Here is a 16693-nt window from a genome sequence, read left to right as displayed (position 1 = left end):
CCCTGGGACGCTGATCACGATGGCGGACGGTCAGGGCGGCGGTACGGCGTGACACAGACCCACGGCGGGGCGGTGCGCCCGGCGACGGGCGCGACCGCCGGCGTCCCCGTGGACGAGCCCGCCCAGCCGGACCGGATCCGCCGGTCCGCCGACGCGATCAGGTTCGGGCTCTCCTGCGCCGGGCTGGCCGTGGTGATGCTGCTGGTGTCGATCGCGCAGCAGACCACGCACGGGCTGCAGACCGACATCGCGCAGGGCACCGCGCACGCTCCGCGCATGCTGCTGTCCCTGGCGACGCTGGCCTCCAGCTTCGGCGTGCTGACCGTGCCGATCGCGTTCGGGATCGAGCGGCTGTTCCGCAAGGACGGCATGCGCGTCGCGATCGCCCTGCTGGCCGCGGTGATCGCGTTCGGGATCACGGTGGGGCTGGACGACTGGGTGACGAGCGCGGCGCCCGGCGGGGTGCTGGACTCGCTGATCTGGGGCGGCACCCGGACCGCGCCGGTGCACACCGACATCGCGCCCGTGATCGCGTTCGTCACGGCGGTCGGGATGGCGGGCCGGACCCGCTGGCAGGCGGCGACGTGGACGCTGATCGGGCTGGCCGCGCTCACGGGGCTGACCGCGTCGTACGCGTCGGTCGCCGCGCTCGCGGCCACCTACCTGCTCGGCCGCGCGATCGGCCACGGCACCCTGTACGCGGTCGGCACCCCCAACCCGCGCCCGACCGGCACGGCGGTGGTCTCCACGCTGGAGCGGCTCGGCCTGTGCCCGCGCCGCGCCGCCCGCCTCGACGATCCCGGCGACACCGGCGCGGACCGCCGCTACGGCGTCGTCCTCGACCGGGCGGACCCGGTGTGCCGCGCGCCGGGCGAGGGGCGGCACGGCCGGTGGGACCTGGAGGTGCGGGTCCTCGACCGCGACCAGCAGACCGCCGGGCTGGCGTACCGGATGTGGCGGAGGCTGCGGCTGAGCCGCACCACCACCGGCCGGGCGCTGCGGCCGCTGCGCCGCTCCCTCGAGCTGGAGTCCCTGATGGCGTACGCGGTGGACGCGGCGGGCGCGCGCACCCCGCGGCTGGTGGGGACGGCGGAGGTCGGCACGGAGGCGGCGCTGCTGGCCTACGAGCACGTGCCGGGGCGGCCGCTCGGGGACGTGCGGTACGAGGAGGTCACCGACACGCTGCTCGACGACGTGTGGCGGCAGTTCCGGCGGCTGCAGGAGGGGCGGCTCGCGCACCGGCGGCTGGAGCAGGACGCGATCCTCGTCGGCGACGACGGCCGCGCCCACCTCATCGACATGCGCTCCGGGGAGATCGCGGCCGGCGACCTCGCGCTGCGGCTCGACCTGGCGCAGCTGCTCACCACCGTGGCGCTGCGGGCGGGCCCCGAGCGGGCGGTGCGGACCGCCGCGTCGGCGCTGGGCGAGGACGCGCTCCCGGCGGCGGTGCCGCTGCTGCAGCGGGTGGCGCTGTCGCGGTCGACGCGGACGGCGCTGCGCCGCGACCGGGAGCTGCTCACCCGCATCCGGGAGCAGATCGTCGCGCTGAAGCCGGAGACGGAGGCCGCGCCGGTCCGGCTGGAGCGCTTCCGGCCCCGGACGATCTTCAGCATCGTCGGCCTGTCGGTCGCCGGCTACGTCGTGATCCCGCAGGTCGGCAGCCTCGACTTCGCCCATCTGCTGTCCACCGCGGCCTGGCACTGGGTGTTCATCGCGCTCGCCGCGTCCGCCGCCACCTACCTCGCGGCGGCGTACATGCTGCTGGGGTTCGTCCCGGAGCGGCTCCCGGTGGGGCGGACGGTGCTGGTGCAGGTCGCCGCGTCGTTCGTGCAGCTGGTCGCGCCGGCCGCGGTCGGCGGCGTCGCGATCAACACCCGCTTCCTGCAGAGGTCCGGGATCCGCTCGGGCCCGGCGGTCGCCAGCGTCGGCGCGTCGCAGCTGGTCGGCCTCGTCGTGCACGTGCTGCTGCTGGCGCTGTTCGGGTTCCTCACCGGTTCCACCCACAACGCCACCAAGGACCTGGCGCCGTCCCGCACGATCGTGATCGTGGTGCTGGCGCTGGGGCTGGCGGCCGGCGCGGCGATGACGATCCCGCGGGTGCGGCGGTTCGCGGCGTCCCGGCTGGGGGCGATGTTCTCCGGGGTGGTGCCGCGGCTCGTGGACGTCCTGCAGTCGCCGCACAAGCTCGCGACCGGGCTCGGCGGGACGGTGGGGCTGACGGCGGCGTACGTGCTGTGCCTGGACGCCTCGATCCGGGCGTTCGGGGGGTCGCTGCAGTGGACGGCCGTGGTGGTGGTGTTCCTGACCGCCAACGCGGTCGGGTCCGCGGTGCCGACGCCGGGCGGGCTCGGCGCCGTCGAGGGCGCGCTGACGCTGGCGCTGACGATCTCGGGGCTGACCGCGGAGACGGCGACGTCGGCGGTGCTGCTGTACCGGCTGCTGACGCTGTGGCTTCCGGTCCTGCCGGGGTGGGCGGCGTTCGCGTATCTGCAGCGGAAGGAGGCGATCTGACGGGGAGGTCCGCGGGAAGAGGTCCGGGGAGGCTTCCGAGTTGGGCCGGGGCCGTCGCGGTCTCAGCCGGTGCGGCGGGCGCGCCGGCGGTCGGCCAGCTCATCGTGGGGGTGCTCGAGAGGGTCCGGGTCGTCCGTGGCGGCGCGTTCGCCGGGAAGCTCCGCCAGGCTCCCCTCCACCTCCTGCCACACCCGCCCGAGCGCGATCCCGAACACGCCCTGCCCGCCCTGCAGGAGGTCGACGACCTCGTCGGCGGAGGTGCACTCGTAGACGCTCACCCCGTCGCTCATCAGGGTGATCTGCGCCAGGTCCCGGACGCCGCGGTCGCGCAGGTGCGTCACCGCCGTGCGGATCTGCTGCAGCGACACCCCGGTGTCCAGCAGCCGCTTCACGACCTTCAAAACCAGGATGTCGCGGAAGCTGTAGAGCCGCTGGCTGCCCGACCCCTGCGCCGCGCGGACGCTCGGCTCGACCAGCTTCGTGCGGGCCCAGTAGTCGAGCTGCCGGTAGGTGATCCCCGCCGCCGCGCACGCCGTCGGGCCGCGGTAGCCGACGTCCTCCGGCGGCGCGGACACCTGCGTGTCGAAGAGCAGGCCCTGCTCTCCGGCGCGCCGTGACGCCGTGTGCCTGTCGGGGGTCGCCTTGCCCTCGCCGCTGCTCACCGCCACGCGGACCTCCGGCTTCTATCAGCCCGTGGCGCTTCGTCAAGGGGGTTTGACGAATTACACCACGGGTGTTCCACCAGCACGGTAGGTGCCGGTCAGGGTGTGGTCAACGTTCACCGTCGGCGCGTCGCATGCCCGGATGAACCGGCTTCACGTGGGCAAACTGCGCACCTCACCCGCCAACGCACTCCTACCCCGATGGCCACCCCTCGGAAACTGCCAGGTCCAGGGCAATGCAAGACCAATCGCGGCACGGCATGAACTTACACGTTGAAGTGACATTCCTCACTTCGCCCCCAAGGCCAGACCCGCACCGCTCCATCACACAGCGTAACCGATGCCCGGTCGAAGGCCCGGAACGGCACGGCGGTGCGCCCGGGCGCCTCGGGCGCGGAGCGGTCAGCCGGCGCGGCCGAAGTCCTCCGGGGAGATGGTGTCGAGGAACTCGCGGAACTTCTCGACCTCGTCCTCCTGCTCGTCGGGGATGGCCACGCCGGCCTCCTCGAGCACGTCCTCGCTGGCGAAGATCGTCGCGCCGGTGCGCAGCGCGAGGGCGATGGAGTCCGACGGGCGGGCGCTCACCTCGACGCCGTTGGAGAAGACCAGGTCCGCGAAGAAGATCCCCTCGCGCAGGTCGGTGATGTTCACGGTGCGGAGCTGGACGCTGAGCGCGTCGAGCACGTCCCGGAACAGGTCGTGGGTGAGGGGGCGCGCGGGCAGCACGCCCTGCTGGGCGAAGGCGATCGCGGTCGCTTCGACCGCCCCGATCCAGATGGGCAGGTAGCGCTCGCCCTCCGTCTCCTTCAACAGGACGATGGGCTGATTGGAGGGCATCTCGACCCGGACGCCGACGACCTCCATCTGCTTCACTGCGGCTCCCTGCTGGTCGACGCTGTCTCGATCACCACGTGCACCGGTCGGATCCTCGACGAACCCTGTAGCCCAACGTACACCCAGGTTCGGACGGCGTGGCGCGGCGGCGGGGCGGCGAATGCCTCCGCGGCCCGCCCGATCAGGGGCCGAGGCTTTCGCGAAGTCCCGCCGACAGCAGGGCGGCGTGCAGCCGGACCGACAGCGCGGCGATGTCGCGGGCGGTCTCGGCGGCCTGCTCGTGCGCGCCCGGGCTGCGCCGGCGCAGCTGCGGCGCGACCATCTGCTCGATCAGCCCGGCCTGCCGGTCGGCGGCGGCCTTGGCGGCGCGCAGGTGGCGGACCTCGAAGCCGTGCTCGCCGAGCGCGGCGGCGGCGCGGGCGACGGTGAGGGCCTCGCCGTCGTAGTGGGTGCCGTTGCGCCGGACGAGGCCGTACTCCTCCAGGTCGCCGAGCAGGTCCTCGCCGATGCCGGCGCCGTCGAGGAGCTGGCGGCGGGTCAGCCGGACGGCCGGGTCGGGCGCGTCGGCTCCGGCCGCGACGAGGGTGCGGGGCCGGCGGGCGGGCGCGTCGGCGCGGGCGCCGAGCGGCGGGACGGCCTCGCCGCGGTCGCGGGCCTCCAGGTGCTGCCGGATCGCGCGCAGCGGCATGTAGTGGTCGCGCTGCGCGGTGAGCACGAACCGGAGCCGCTCGACGTCGGCCGGGCCGAACTTGCGGTACCCGGCGGGGGTGCGCTCCGGTTCCACCAGCCCCTCCGACTCCAGGAACCGGATCTTGGAGATGGTGATGTCGGGGAACTCGCTCCTGAGCAGCCCGAGGACGTCCCCGATGGTCATCGGGGACCGGGCCGGCTGCGCGTTCAAGGGCCCTCCCATCGTCGCCGAGACCCCGTGCTCCCCCGCCGCTCCGGTCCTCGTCAGGCGTGCGCCGGGTTGGTCAGGAAGACCAGCCGGAACTTGCCGATCTGGACCTCGTCGCCGCCGGACAGGCCGGCCTGGTCGATCCGCTGCCGGTTGACGTAGGTGCCGTTCAGGCTGCCGACGTCGCGGACGGAGAAGGCGCCGCCGTGCCGGGCGAACTCGGCGTGCCGGCGGGAGACGGTGACGTCGTCCAGGAAGATGTCGCTCTCCGGGTGCCGGCCCGCGGACGTGCGGTCCTTGTCGAGCAGGAAGCGGCTCCCGGCGTTCGGGCCCCGCTTGACGACCAGCAGCGCGGTCCCGGGCGGGAGCGCCTCCATGGCCATCTGGTCCGGGCCGGGCTGCTCCTCGGCCTCCTGGCCGGTGTCCAGCGCCTCGAACCCGCCGATCGAGATCGTGGAGGTCGACTCGCCGGGCGACTCCCGGTAGACCGGCGGCTGGGCGCCCCGCGTCAGCGGGGTGCCGCAGTTCGAGCAGAAGCGGGCATCATCCGGGTTGGCGTGACCGCACTGCGTGCAGTAGACGCTCGGCATAGATCGGCTCGGCCTCCTACCATCGGCGCGCCGCCCGCGGCCGCCCGCTTGCCGCGGGAGCCGCCTGCGCCACGCGCATCCTTCACCCAACCCACGCCGGGGACCCGCCCCCGACCACGGTCCTGCTCACCGCCCGCGCACGCGACGGTCGCCGCAACTTACGCGGGTATTGCCCGAGGGGTCAACCGGAACGGTGAACCGACCGCACCACGGTACCTTCGCCGATGATCGCCGGTCTACGCCGCCGCGCGGACGGCGCCGACGGCGACGTCCCGGACGGCCGTTCACCGCTCCCCCCGTTCCCTCTACGGAGACCGTATCGCGCTCACGGTCACTTTCGCGCGCGGGGTGATCGAGACGGTGGCGCCGGCGGCCTGCAGCGTCCGCACGACGCCGCCCGGGATGCCGAGCGCGGTGGCCATGGTGTGCGGGTCCCCGATGGCCAGGAACGTGTACGGGGCGCGCAGCGTGCGGCCGTCGGCCCGGACGCCGTCGCGGGCGTCGACGAAGTAGGTGTCGACACCGGCGCGGACCTCGTTGACCTGGACGACCTCGGCGCCGGCGTCGCGCAGCTCCTCCAGCGCGTCCAGGAGGCCGCCGGCGCGGACGCCGCCGCGCGGGTCACGCACGACCATCTGGATGCCGGGCCCTTCGGCGGGGAGCGTGCCCGCCAGGAGCCCGTAGGCGGTGGCGCGCTTGCGGGCCTCCTCCAGGGCGGCTCCGCCGCGGGCGTCGCGCTGCAGCTCGGCCTTGGTGCGCTCGAGGTCGCGGATGTCGCCCCGGAGCCGCTCGGACCTCCGGCCCAGATCGGCCAGGGTGCCGACGAGCTCGTCCTGCCGGGCGGTGGCGAACGTGGTGTCGCGCTTGGTGGAGCGGACCTGCACGGCCACCGCGAAGCCGACGAGGACGCACAGCAGCCCGCCGATGAGCTGCCCCCAGCTCGCTCTGGGGCGCAGCAGCGCCATCACCCCGGTGAGGGCCGGCGCCGCCGCCTCCGCGGCCTCCTCGCGGGCGTCGTCCTCGCGGGGGTCCTCGCGGGGGTCGTCGCGGCTCATGCGCCGAACAGCTTCCGGCGGATGCCCGCCGCGTTGGAGAAGATCCGGATGCCGAGGACGACCACGACGCCGGTGGACAGCTGGGAGCCGACGCCCAGCTCGTCGCCGAGGAAGACGATCAGCGCCGCGATGACGGTGTTGCTGAGGAACGACACGACGAACACCTTCTCGTCGAAGATCCCCTCGAGCCGGGCCCGGACGCCGCCGAACATGGCGTCGAGCGCCGCGACGATGGCGATGGGCAGGTAGGGCTGGAGCCACAGCGGGACGTCCGGGTGCAGCGCGAGGCCGAGCCCCACGCCGACCACCAGCCCGATCAGCGCGATCATGCCCCGCCGATTTGTTGCGTGCCGATTTGTTGCGTGCCGACCTGTTGCGTGCCGACCTGTTGCGTGCCGACCTGTTGCGTGCCGACCTGTTGCGTGCCGACCTGTTGCGTGCCCACCTGTTGCGTGCCCACCTGTTGCGTGCCCACCTGTTCCGTGCTCTCCCGTTCCGTGCCCGTCGCCGCCCAGGTCGTCACCGCGTCACCCGCCGGCTCCGGGGGCCGGCGCGGCGTACCGCAGGCGGAACGCGCCGGCCGGGGGCAGCCGCGCGCCGGACGTGGTGCGCGTCTCGTACCGGATGCGGTACCGGTCCTGGAGGGCGCGCAGCCTGCGGTCGGCGGCGGAGCCGGTGAACGCGTCCCGCACGCGGTCCGGGTCGCCGAGGGCGGTCACCTCGTACGGCCCGGTCAGCGGGCGGTAGTCGACGAGGATCGCCTCCCCCGCGGTGCGGATCGCGGTGACCGGGGTGAGCCGCCGCCCGTTGATCCCGATGGCGGTGGCCCCGGCCGCCCAGAGCCCGTTGACCAGCACCTGGAGGTCCTGATCATAGACCCGGCCGGCGGGGTCCCCGGCGCCGTCGCCGGGCGCGTCGCCGACGGTGACGACGAGCCCGGGGCCGAAGGCGGGCTCGGCGGCCGCGGCGGCGGCCCGCGCGGCGAGGTCGCGCCGGACCCGGCGTCCCGCGGCGCTGCGCTCGAGCGCGCCGGCCCGTTCCCGGCCGGTGTCGGCGCGCAGCGCGTCGAGGCGGCGCTGCAGCTCGCCCGCCTCGCCGCTGCGGGCGTGGATCTGGTCGATGAGCCGGGCGCGCTCCTTGGCCGCCACGGGTTCGCTGCGGCGCACCTGGACGCCGGCGACGGCGATGAGGACGCCGATCGCCACCAGGACCGCCAGGACGGCGCCCGCCGGCGCCCGCCTCCCGCGCGGGCGGGTCCGGCCGCCGGACGCCGCGCGCCGCGCCGCGGCCTCGGCGTAGCCGGGGTCGAGCAGCTTGCCGGAGAACAGGTCCGCCAGCAGGGACATGGAGGCGTCCGGACGCCGCCATCCGCCCGCCCGGCCGGTTTCGCCGGGTCCCCGCCGTCGTTCGATCACCGGACCATGATGGCAAGGCCCGCCAAATCGGACCGGGTCCGGCGCGCCGCTACGCGGCGGCGGCGCGGGTGCGGTCGAGGCCGATGCGGACGGCGTGGCGGCGGCGGCCCGGCGCGGCATCGCCGTCACGCCCGCCGCCGCGTTCGTGGTGGGCGGCGCGGCGGCGCCGCGGGCGGTGCGGTTCGGCCTGGCGTCGCCGCCGGCGGACGTCCTCGCCGGCGCCCTGGACGTGCTGGCCGAGATCGCGGGCGGCCCGCCCGACGACGCCCCCGTCTCCTGACGGCCCGCCGGGGCCGGCCGGGATCCGCCTCTGGACTCCGGGCCCCGGCGTCGTTCATGTTCTTCTGGGGGCGGACGCGCCCTCCGGAGGGGATGGGGGCGTGACGTGATCGAGGTGCGCGGGGTCGGGCAGCGGCTGGACGGCGGGCGCCGCACGCTGCGGGACGTGTCGCTGACGATCGGCTCCGGCGAGCTCGTGGCGATCATCGGGGGCAGCGGCGCCGGGAAGACGACGCTGCTGGAGGCGATCGCGGGGGTGCGGCCGCCCGCCGAGGGCGAGGTGCGCCGCGCGGGCGGCGGGGGGCCGCTCGGGTACGTGCCGCAGGACGACATCGTCCACAAGGAGCTGCCGCTCCGGCGCACCCTGCGGTACGCGGCGGGCCTGCGGCTGCCCGCCGGCACGCCGCCGGAGGACGCCGAGAGGGCGGTGGACGAGGTCCTGGACGCGCTGGCCCTCACCGGCCTGGCGGGGCGGCGCGTCGGGCGGCTGAGCGGCGGCGAGCGCAAGCGGGCGAGCATCGCGGTCGAGATGCTGACGCGGCCGCGGGTGTTCTTCCTCGACGAGCCGACCTCGGGCCTCGACCCGGCCACCGCCGCCGGCCTGATGGGGCTGCTGCGCGGCCTCGCCGACGCGGGGACGACCGTCGTCATGACGACGCACAACCCGCCCGACGTCGCGGTGTGCGACCGGGTGGCGGTGCTGGCGCCGGACGGGCGGCTGGCGTTCCACGGCCCGCCCGGGGAGGCGCTGGAGGAGTTCGGGGCCGCCGCGGTCGACGGCATCTACCTGCGGCTCGCGGGCGCGGCCGAGCCCGACTGGGGGAACCGGTTCCGCCGTCCCGGGCGCGAGGAGGCGGCGGCGGGCGCGGGCGTCGGGGCGCTGCGGCAGTGGGCGCTGCTGACCCGGCGGAACCTGGACCTGCTGACCGGGAACCGGCTGACCCTCGCGGTGCTGGCGGGATCGCCGCTGATGGTGCTGGCGATGTTCGCGGTGCTGTTCCGGCCGGGCGCCTTCGCGCCGGAGTCGCCGAGCCCGAGCGCGACCGTGATGATCCTCTTCTGGATCGCGTTCGGCGGGTTCTTCTTCGGGCTGACCTACGGGCTGCTGCAGATCTGCACCGAGCTGCCGGTGCTGCGGCGGGAGCGGCTCACCGGGCTGCGGATCGGGCCGTACGTGCTGGCGAAGGCGGCCGTGCTGCTGCCGCTGCTGGCCGCGGTGGACGCACTGATGCTCGGGGTCCTGCGCGGGCTGGACCGGCTCCCGGCGGCGGGCTGGCGGACGTACGGGGAGCTGCTCGCCACGCTGCTGCTGTGCTCGGTGGCGGCGCTGGCGCTCGGGCTGCTGGTGTCGGCGGCGGTGACCGACCCGGCGCAGGCGACGATGGCCCTGCCGATGCTGTGCTTCCCGCAGGTGCTGTTCGTCGGCGCGATCCTGCCCGTCCCGGTGATGGCGGCGCCGGGCCGGTGGCTGAGCTGTGCGATGTCGAACCGGTGGGCGTTCGAGGGCCTCGGGCACAGCCTCGGCGTCGGCCGGCTGTGGGCGTCGGGCCGGTCGCCGCTCGGGCCGCCGCTGCTGGCCTCGTACGGGGACACGTTCTCCCGGGCCGTGGGCGCCGACTGGGCGATCCTGGCCGGGTTCGCGGCGCTCTTCCTGGCGGGGACGGCCGCCGTCCTCGCCCGGCGCACCCGGCGGGCCGCGGACGGAGCGTCCCGCGGGGCCGCCGGAGCATCCCCAAACACAGCCATCTCGTCCTGAAAAGGTCAGAACATCCCCTTGCAAGCCGTTCTCCGATTTTGGACCGTTCTTAGAGGAGGATGCGGCTTTGTACGCGGGGGTGCATGATGTCCGCCTCAACCGATTCCTGGGCGGCGGGGGCCACGCCCGGCACCGACGCCGAGTACGCCTCGACGGGCCGGCTGGACGAGCTGAGGGCCGCCGAGTACCGCCATCTCGACGGCCAGGCCTACCTCGACTACACCGGGGCGGGCGTGGCGGCCGACGCGCAGATCCGCGCGCACGCCCGGCGGCTCGCCGGGCACTGCTACGGCAACCCGCACTCGGAGAACCCGACGTCCAGCGCGTCCACCGAGCTGGTCGAACGGACCCGCGCGGCGATCCTCCGGTTCTTCAACGCCTCCCCCGACGAGTACGCGGTGGTCTTCACCGCCAACGCGACCGGCGCGTGCCGGCTCGTCGGCGAGGCCTACCCGTTCGGGCGCGGGTCCCGGCTCGTCCTCACCGGAGACAACCACAACTCGGTGAACGGGATCCGCGAGTTCGCCCGCGCGCGCGGCGCGCAGGTCGTCGGCGTGCCCGTCCGCGGAGCGGACCTGCGCGTCCCCGAGGACGACCTGCGCGGCGCCCTCGGCCGCCGCCGCGGGCTGCTCGTCTACCCGGCGCAGAGCAACTTCACCGGCGTCCAGCACCCCCTGGAGTGGATCGCCCTCGCGCACGCGCGCGGGTACGACGTGCTGCTGGACGCGGCCGCGTTCGTCCCCGCGAACCGCCTGGACCTCGGCCGGACGCGGCCCGACTTCGTCCCGGTGAGCTGGTACAAGGTGTTCGGCTACCCCACCGGCGTCGGCGCCCTCGTCGCCCGCCGCGCGGCGCTCGCCCGGCTGCGCCGCCCCTGGTTCGCGGGCGGCACGATCCAGGCGGTCAGCGCGCTCGGCGGCTGGCACGTCCTCGCCCGCGACGAGACCGCGTTCGAGGACGGCACCCTGAACTTCCTGTCGATCCCGGACGTGGAGTTCGGCATCCGCTGGATCGAGGACATCGGCATCGACCTGATCCACCGCCGGGTCGCCCGCCTCACCTCCTGGCTGCTGCACCGCCTGGCCGGGCTCCGGCACGCCGAGGGCTCCCCCATGGTCCGGGTGTACGGGCCGGCCGGAACGGACCGGCGCGGCGGCACCGTCGCGTTCAACGTGCTGGACAGTCGGGGCCGGATCGTGGACGAGCGGATCATCGCCCGCGACACCGCCGCCGCCGGGATCTCCGTCCGCACCGGCTGCTTCTGCAACCCGGGCGCCGGGGAGGGCGCCTTCCGCATCTCCGAGCGGGCCCTGCGCGACCGGCGGACCCTGCGCCGCGGCATGCGGAACCTCGACGAGTACCTCGACCTGCTCCACCTGCCGAGCGGCGGCGCCGTCCGCGCGTCGCTCGGCCTGGTCTCCAACGTCGCCGACGTCGAGCGCCTCGTCCGCTTCCTGCAGGAGACCTACGGCGACCGCGAACCCGACGCCAGGGGCCTCAGGCCGCGCGAACGCTGCTGACCCCGCGCCCGCGAGCCCGCGCGAAGCCAGGAGCCCGCGCGCCGCTAGGAGCCCGCGCGCTCCACGACGACGGCCCACTCCTCCAGCAGTTCCTGCGCGGCGTCCGCGTCCGGCCCCTCCGCCCACAGGTGCGTGACCGCCTCCGCCGGGTCGGGCAGGACGAGCACCCAGCCGCCGTCGTCCTCCACCACGCGAACGCCGTCGGTGGTGTCGAGGGTGCGGCTCCCCGCGGCCTCCACGACGTGCCGCATGACGCTCCCCTTCGCCGCCCACGGCGTCGGAACGGACCGGCGCAGCAAATGCGCGACCGGGATCCGCCGGTCGATCTGCGACAGCGTCAGCCGCGTCCGCGCGACGAGCCCGACCAGCCGGACGAACGCGGCGATCCCGTCCACGGTGCCGCTGAACTCCGGCATCAGGAACCCGCCCCGCCCGTCCCCCGCGAACACCACGTCGGGATGCCCGGCGGCCTTGGTGAGCACGTCCTGCGAGGTCGACGTCCACTCCACCTGGACGCCGTGGAACCGGCAGACCTGCTCGGCGACCCGGGTCGTCGTCACCGGCAGCGCGACCCGCCCGCCGCGCCGCTCCGCCGCGACCAGGTCCAGCATCACCAGCAGCGCCCGGTCGTCGGCGACCAGCTCGCCGTTCTCGTCCACCAGCGAGATCCGCTCGCCGACCGGGTCGAACCGGACGCCGAACGCGGCCCGCGACGACGACACCAGCGCGCCGAGCCGCTCCAGGTCGCGCATCCGCTCGGGCAGCGTCTCGGTCGGGTTCGCCTCGTCCAGCGCATTGTTGCGGGTCAGCACCTCCACCCCGACCCGGCCGAGCAGGCTCGGCAGCACCAGCGACGCGACGCCGCCCGCGCAGTCCAGCACGATCTTCAGCCCGGCCTCGCGGACGCCGCTGATGTCGATGCGGTCCAGCAGGTCGCGGGTATAGGTCTCCACCACGCGCGGCGGGTAGGTCAGCTCGGCGATCTCGCCGGGGAACGCGCGCCGGTACTCCTGCCGGCCGAACACCCGCTCCAGCTTGCGCTGCGCGGCCTGCGACAGGTCCGCGCCGTCGGGGTCGAGGAAGATGATGTCGACGCCCTGGGTCTCGCCGTAGGTGGTGCGGATGTAGATGCCGCCCGCGCAGTCCTCCCGGCCCGTCTCGAACCGGGCGACCGTCAGCGGCGTCGCCTCCAGGTCCTGCACGTTGATCGCGCTGGCGGTCAGCGCGCTGATCACCGCGCGCTTGAGCGTGCGGGCGGCGCGCGAGACGTCCCGCCCGGTGACGACCGTGGTGCCCTTCTTCAGCGTCGTCGCGTACGCGCTGGCCAGCCGCACCGCCAGCTCCGGCGTGATCTCCACGTTGACCAGGCCGGACACCCCGCGCGGGCCGAACAGGTTGCGCTGCCCGCGCGACTCCCAGATCACGCTGGTGTTGACGACCGCGCCCGCCTCGATCGTCTTGAACGGGTACACCTTCACGCCGCTGGAGACGTACGCCTCCGCCTCGATGACGCACTCGTCCCCGACGATCGCGCCCTCCTCGACGCGGGCGCCCGCCATGATGTCGGTGTTCTTGCCGACGACGCAGCCGCGCAGGTTCGTCGACGGCGCGACGAACACGTTGTCGTGGACGATCGCGCGGTGCAGGAACGCGCCCTCCTTCACCACGACGTTGCTGCCGAGCACCGTGTACTCGCGCAGCTCCACACCGGCCTCGACCTTGGCGTAGTCGCCGATGTACAGCGGGCCCTTCAGCACGGCCTCGGCGTCGACCTCGGCGCCCTCGGCGACCCAGACCCCCGGGGACATCTCGAAGCCGTCCAGCTCGATGCCGACCTGCCCGGACAGCATGTCGGCCTGCGCCTTCAGGTAGCTCTCGTGGGTGCCGACGTCCTCCCAGTAGCAGTCGGCCACGTACCCGTACAGGGGCGCGCCCTCCGCCAGAAGCTTGGGGAACACGTCGCCGGACCAGTCGACGGACTCGCCCGCCGCGACGTGGTCGAGCACCTCCGGCTCCATCACGTAGATGCCGGTGTTGACGGTGTCGGAGAACACCTGGCCCCACGTCGGCTTCTCCAGGAACCGCTGGATGCGGCCCTCGTCGTCCACGATGATGATCCCGAACTCCAGCGGGTTCGGCACCCGCTTCAGCCCGATCGTGACGAGGGCGCCGTTGCGCTCGTGGAAGCGCACCATGTCGGTCAGGTCGATGTCGGTCAGCGCGTCCCCGGAGATCACCAGGAACCGGTCGTCGCGCAGCGCCGCCTCGGCGTTCTTCACGCTGCCCGCGGTGCCGAGCGGCACCTCCTCGGTCGCGTAGCTCAGCGACATGCCGAGCTCCTCGCCGTCGCCGAAGTAGTTGCGGATCAGCGCCGCCAGGAACTGCACCGTCACGACGGTCTCGCTGAACCCGTGCCGCTTCAGCAGCCGCAGCACGTGCTCCATGATCGGCCGGTTGACGAGCGGCAGCAGCGGCTTGGGCTGGTTGGCGGTCATCGGACGCAGCCGCGTCCCCTCGCCACCCGCCATCACGACGGCCTTCATCGGGGGGTCTCAGCTCCCTTCTGCTCGCCGGCCGGGGGCCGCGCGCCCGGTCCGGGCGCGCCGTCGGGCGGCGCGCCGCGGCCGGCCAGCACCAGTTGCCGCGTCTGCGCCCAGTACAGGACGGCCGCCCACCAGTACAGCGCCGTCCCCCAGATGGCGAAGGACCACCCGATCACCTTCGCCGTGGTGCCCGCCGCCCCGTCATGGTCGCCCAGAAGCAGCAGCGGGAAGGCGTACAGCAGGCACAGTGTGCCCGTCTTGCCGATGAAGTGGACGGGAAGCGTCCCGCCGTACCCGAGCCGCCGCACGATCGGCGCGATCGGGGTGATCGCCAGCTCGCGCGCGACCAGCGCGGCCAGCAGCCACAGCGGGATGATGTCGCGGATCGTCAGGCCGACGAGCGTCGCGAAGATGTACAGCCGGTCGGCGGCCGGGTCCAGCAGCATGCCCAGCTTGCTGGTCTGGTTCAGCGCGCGCGCGAGCTTGCCGTCCAGCCAGTCCGACAGGCCGGCGAACACCAGCAGCCCGAGCGCCCACCAGTCCTGCTCGACCAGCACCAGCCACAGGAAGAACGGGACCCCGACGAGCCGCGCCATGCTGAGCATGTTCGGCACCGTGAAGACCCGGTCCCGCGCCGCCTCCGGCGCCCGGCCGGCCTCCGTGCTCACCGCTGCGCTCCCCTCGCTGACAGCGCCCTCTGGGCGACGGCCCCGAGGTCCGGGGTCCGCCCCCGGAGGTCGCGCCGTCTCACTGATCCTGACCCTACCGGTAAGGCTTTGAAAGCCCCCGATAGCGTCCGGCCATGCGATGGACGGTGCACGGTGAGAGATCGATCTACGACAGCCCCTGGATGGACGTGCGGCTGGCCGACGTCGAACTGCCCGACGGGCGGCGCTTCGACCACCATCTCGTGCGGGTGCGGCCCGCGGCGGGCGTGGCGGCCGTCGACGGCGCGGGCCGCGTGCTGCTGATCTGGCGGCACCGGTTCATCACCGGCGCCTGGGGCTGGGAGATCCCGGGCGGGCGGGTCGAGGACGGCGAGGACCCGGCGGAGTCGGCGGCGCGCGAGCTGCTCGAGGAGACCGGCTTCCGCGCCGGGCCGCTGGAGCACCTGCTGGCGGTGCGCCCGTCGCCGGGGCTGCACGACGGCGTGCACCACGTCTTCCGGGCGGACGGCGCCGAACGGGTCGGCGAGCCGACCGACGTGGAGGCGGAGCGGATCGAGTGGGTGCCGCTGGCGTCGGTCCCGGAGCTGGCGGCGCGCGGCGAGATCGGCTCCGGGTCGACCCTGTCGGGGCTGCTGTTCCTGTACGCCCGGTCGGTCAGCGGGGGCTGACCGGCTTCCTGCCGGACGGCGCGTCCGGGGGCGCGTCGGACGACTCGCCCCCGGACGCCCCACCGTCCGACGACTCGCCGCCGGACGGGAGGACGGCGGTGACCACGAAGCCGCCGTCCTCGCCGGGGCCGGCGTCCAGGGTCCCGCCGACGCTGCGCGCCCGCTCGATCATGCCGAGGATCCCGAACCCCTCCGGCCCGGCGCCGGAGGGGCCGCGGCCGTCGTCGGCGACGCGCACGACGAGGCTCCCGCCCTCGCGGGCGAGCGTCACCGCGACGCGGCGCGCGGCGGCGTGCTTGACGACGTTCGTCAGGGCCTCCTGGACGATCCGGTACGCGGCGACGCCGATCTCCGGCGGCGCCGCGGCGGCGCCGTCCGCGCTCAGCACCACCTCCAGGCCGGCGGAGCGCGCGGCGTCGGCCAGGCCGGGGATCGCGTCCGGGCCGGGCAGCTCGGCGGGCGCGCCGACGTCGGTGCCGCGCAGGACCTGCAGGGTGCCGCGCAGCTCGGTGCGGGCCTCCCGGCAGGTCGCCGCGATCGCGCCGAGCGCCTCGGCCAGCTCGGCGCGGTCCAGCGGCCGGTCGCCGGCGAGCAGGTGGGCGGCGGCGCCCGCCTGCACGCCGATCACGGTGATGCTGTGCGCGAGCAGGTCGTGCAGGTCGCGGGCGATGCGCAGGCGCTCCTCGGCCACCCGGCGGCGCGCCTCCTCCTCGCGGGTGCGCTCGGCCCGCTCGGCCCGCTCGGTGATCGTCGCGACGCGGGCCCGGTGCGACCGCCAGACCTGCACGGCGATGACCACCGACACCACGGCCTCGATCACCGCGATCTGCTCGCGGACGGAACCGCCGCCGGCGCGCAGCGCCATCATCAGCACGCAGACCGACAGCAGGGCGCCCACCACGGTGAGGACCGCGCGGACCCGGCGGCCGAACACCGCGTAGGCGAACAGCGCGATCACCTCGGCGGGAACCAGCGCGTGGTGCTGGTACTGCAGCAGGTGGTACGGCAGCGTCAGCAGGACGAGCACGACGAGCGCGAGGCCCGGGCGGCGCCGGATCACCGCGAGCGGGACGTGCGCGCCGGCCAGCAGCAGGGCGCCCCCGGCGTCCAGCGGCCGCGTCCCCGGCCAGGCGAGCGCCACGGCGACCGCCGCGAGGGCGAGCAGCGCCGCCAGGAGGGCGTCGCGGGTCGTGGCGCCGGGCCTGGGCATCGTCAGCACGTGCCCATCCTCCCCGACCCCGCCGCCCGCCCGCACCCGCCCCCGGACCGGGGGCCGGCCGAGCGCGTCCGCGCG

Annotated in this window: 16 protein-coding genes; 5 read left to right on the top strand and 11 right to left on the bottom strand. The window is 74.9% G+C overall.

What is annotated here, in order from left to right:
- The first annotated feature begins 48 nt into the window (after nucleotides 1-48).
- A complete protein-coding gene (locus F8568_RS36025) occupies nucleotides 49-2511 on the top strand; it encodes a lysylphosphatidylglycerol synthase transmembrane domain-containing protein (RefSeq protein WP_328601171.1) in 2463 nt (820 codons plus the stop codon).
- 62 nt (nucleotides 2512-2573) lie between these two features.
- Here F8568_RS36025 and F8568_RS36020 read toward each other — a convergent pair whose 3' ends face one another.
- The 8 genes from F8568_RS36020 to F8568_RS35985 all read right to left on the bottom strand — a co-directional run bounded on the left by F8568_RS36020 (nucleotide 2574) and on the right by F8568_RS35985 (nucleotide 7965).
- Nucleotides 2574-3179, bottom strand: coding sequence for a MerR family transcriptional regulator (locus F8568_RS36020; protein WP_151598109.1), 606 nt, complete (start codon nucleotides 3177-3179; stop codon nucleotides 2574-2576).
- A gap of 396 nt (nucleotides 3180-3575) precedes the next feature.
- The gene (locus F8568_RS36015; RefSeq protein ID WP_151546279.1) at nucleotides 3576-4046 is read right to left on the bottom strand and encodes a bifunctional nuclease family protein; all 471 of its coding nucleotides are present in this window, start codon (nucleotides 4044-4046) and stop codon (nucleotides 3576-3578) included.
- A 142-nt stretch (nucleotides 4047-4188) separates the two neighbouring features.
- Nucleotides 4189-4908, bottom strand: a complete 720-nt coding sequence (gene ftsR, locus F8568_RS36010; RefSeq protein WP_202125735.1) for a transcriptional regulator FtsR — start codon at nucleotides 4906-4908, stop codon at nucleotides 4189-4191.
- 53 nt (nucleotides 4909-4961) lie between these two features.
- Entirely contained in the window at nucleotides 4962-5495 is a 534-nt protein-coding gene (locus F8568_RS36005; protein WP_151598107.1) for an FHA domain-containing protein, read from the bottom strand.
- Nucleotides 5496-5800: 305 nt separating this feature from the next.
- Entirely contained in the window at nucleotides 5801-6550 is a 750-nt protein-coding gene (locus F8568_RS36000) for a DUF881 domain-containing protein (protein ID WP_151598106.1), read from the bottom strand.
- Nucleotides 6547-6879, bottom strand: coding sequence for a small basic family protein (locus F8568_RS35995; RefSeq protein WP_151598105.1), 333 nt, complete (start codon nucleotides 6877-6879; stop codon nucleotides 6547-6549). Before F8568_RS35995 ends, F8568_RS36000 begins: the two co-directional genes overlap by 4 nt.
- Nucleotides 6876-7073: a hypothetical protein gene (locus F8568_RS47200; protein ID WP_202125751.1), complete on the bottom strand. Its 198-nt coding sequence runs from the start codon at nucleotides 7071-7073 to the stop codon at nucleotides 6876-6878. The genes F8568_RS35995 and F8568_RS47200 overlap by 4 nt, the downstream gene beginning before the upstream one ends.
- Before the next feature lie 4 nt (nucleotides 7074-7077).
- Complete coding sequence (locus F8568_RS35985) at nucleotides 7078-7965, bottom strand: DUF881 domain-containing protein (protein WP_160573892.1); 888 nt, start codon at nucleotides 7963-7965, stop codon at nucleotides 7078-7080.
- A gap of 94 nt (nucleotides 7966-8059) precedes the next feature.
- Between F8568_RS35985 and F8568_RS35980 the strand changes: the two genes are divergently transcribed.
- The 3 genes from F8568_RS35980 to F8568_RS35970 all read left to right on the top strand — a co-directional run bounded on the left by F8568_RS35980 (nucleotide 8060) and on the right by F8568_RS35970 (nucleotide 11520).
- Complete coding sequence (locus tag F8568_RS35980) at nucleotides 8060-8245, top strand: hypothetical protein (RefSeq protein WP_202125734.1); 186 nt, start codon at nucleotides 8060-8062, stop codon at nucleotides 8243-8245.
- 105 nt (nucleotides 8246-8350) lie between these two features.
- Complete coding sequence (locus tag F8568_RS49985) at nucleotides 8351-10000, top strand: ABC transporter ATP-binding protein/permease (RefSeq protein ID WP_151598103.1); 1650 nt, start codon at nucleotides 8351-8353, stop codon at nucleotides 9998-10000.
- 83 nt (nucleotides 10001-10083) lie between these two features.
- Nucleotides 10084-11520 carry an aminotransferase class V-fold PLP-dependent enzyme gene (locus tag F8568_RS35970; RefSeq protein WP_236009832.1) on the top strand — a complete coding sequence of 479 codons (1437 nt, stop codon included), beginning with the start codon at nucleotides 10084-10086 and terminating at the stop codon, nucleotides 11518-11520.
- 44 nt (nucleotides 11521-11564) lie between these two features.
- On the opposite strand, the gene F8568_RS35965 is transcribed toward F8568_RS35970, so the two are convergent.
- Nucleotides 11565-14063 (bottom strand): mannose-1-phosphate guanyltransferase, encoded by a 2499-nt coding sequence (locus tag F8568_RS35965; RefSeq protein ID WP_151598102.1) that lies wholly within the window; start codon nucleotides 14061-14063, stop codon nucleotides 11565-11567.
- A complete protein-coding gene (locus F8568_RS35960) occupies nucleotides 14060-14731 on the bottom strand; it encodes a CDP-alcohol phosphatidyltransferase family protein (protein WP_328601170.1) in 672 nt (223 codons plus the stop codon). The genes F8568_RS35965 and F8568_RS35960 overlap by 4 nt, the downstream gene beginning before the upstream one ends.
- Before the next feature lie 134 nt (nucleotides 14732-14865).
- On the opposite strand from F8568_RS35960, the gene F8568_RS35955 reads away from it, so the two are divergent.
- The gene (locus tag F8568_RS35955) at nucleotides 14866-15399 is read left to right on the top strand and encodes an NUDIX hydrolase (protein ID WP_151598101.1); all 534 of its coding nucleotides are present in this window, start codon (nucleotides 14866-14868) and stop codon (nucleotides 15397-15399) included.
- On the opposite strand, the gene F8568_RS35950 is transcribed toward F8568_RS35955, so the two are convergent.
- Nucleotides 15386-16609, bottom strand: coding sequence for a sensor histidine kinase (locus tag F8568_RS35950; protein WP_236009839.1), 1224 nt, complete (start codon nucleotides 16607-16609; stop codon nucleotides 15386-15388). The genes F8568_RS35955 and F8568_RS35950 overlap by 14 nt on opposite strands.
- Nucleotides 16610-16693: the final 84 nt, after the last annotated feature.

Origin of the sequence: Actinomadura physcomitrii (genome assembly GCF_008923205.2) — a bacterium.
Lineage (GTDB): Bacteria > Actinomycetota > Actinomycetes > Streptosporangiales > Streptosporangiaceae > Spirillospora > Spirillospora physcomitrii.
The sequence above is the reverse complement of the archived record's forward strand: the minus strand, read 5'-3'. Positions and strand labels throughout refer to the sequence as shown.

Coding starts and splice junctions, on each gene's coding strand:
- F8568_RS35955 (WP_151598101.1), top strand. CDS start 14,866: ATGCGATGGACGGTGCACGGTGAGAGATCGATCTACGACAGCCCCTGG.
- F8568_RS35950 (WP_236009839.1), bottom strand. CDS start 16,609: ATGCCCAGGCCCGGCGCCACGACCCGCGACGCCCTCCTGGCGGCGCTG.
- F8568_RS35970 (WP_236009832.1), top strand. CDS start 10,084: ATGATGTCCGCCTCAACCGATTCCTGGGCGGCGGGGGCCACGCCCGGC.
- F8568_RS36005 (WP_151598107.1), bottom strand. CDS start 5,495: ATGCCGAGCGTCTACTGCACGCAGTGCGGTCACGCCAACCCGGATGAT.
- F8568_RS35965 (WP_151598102.1), bottom strand. CDS start 14,063: ATGAAGGCCGTCGTGATGGCGGGTGGCGAGGGGACGCGGCTGCGTCCG.
- F8568_RS35995 (WP_151598105.1), bottom strand. CDS start 6,879: ATGATCGCGCTGATCGGGCTGGTGGTCGGCGTGGGGCTCGGCCTCGCG.
- F8568_RS36000 (WP_151598106.1), bottom strand. CDS start 6,550: ATGAGCCGCGACGACCCCCGCGAGGACCCCCGCGAGGACGACGCCCGC.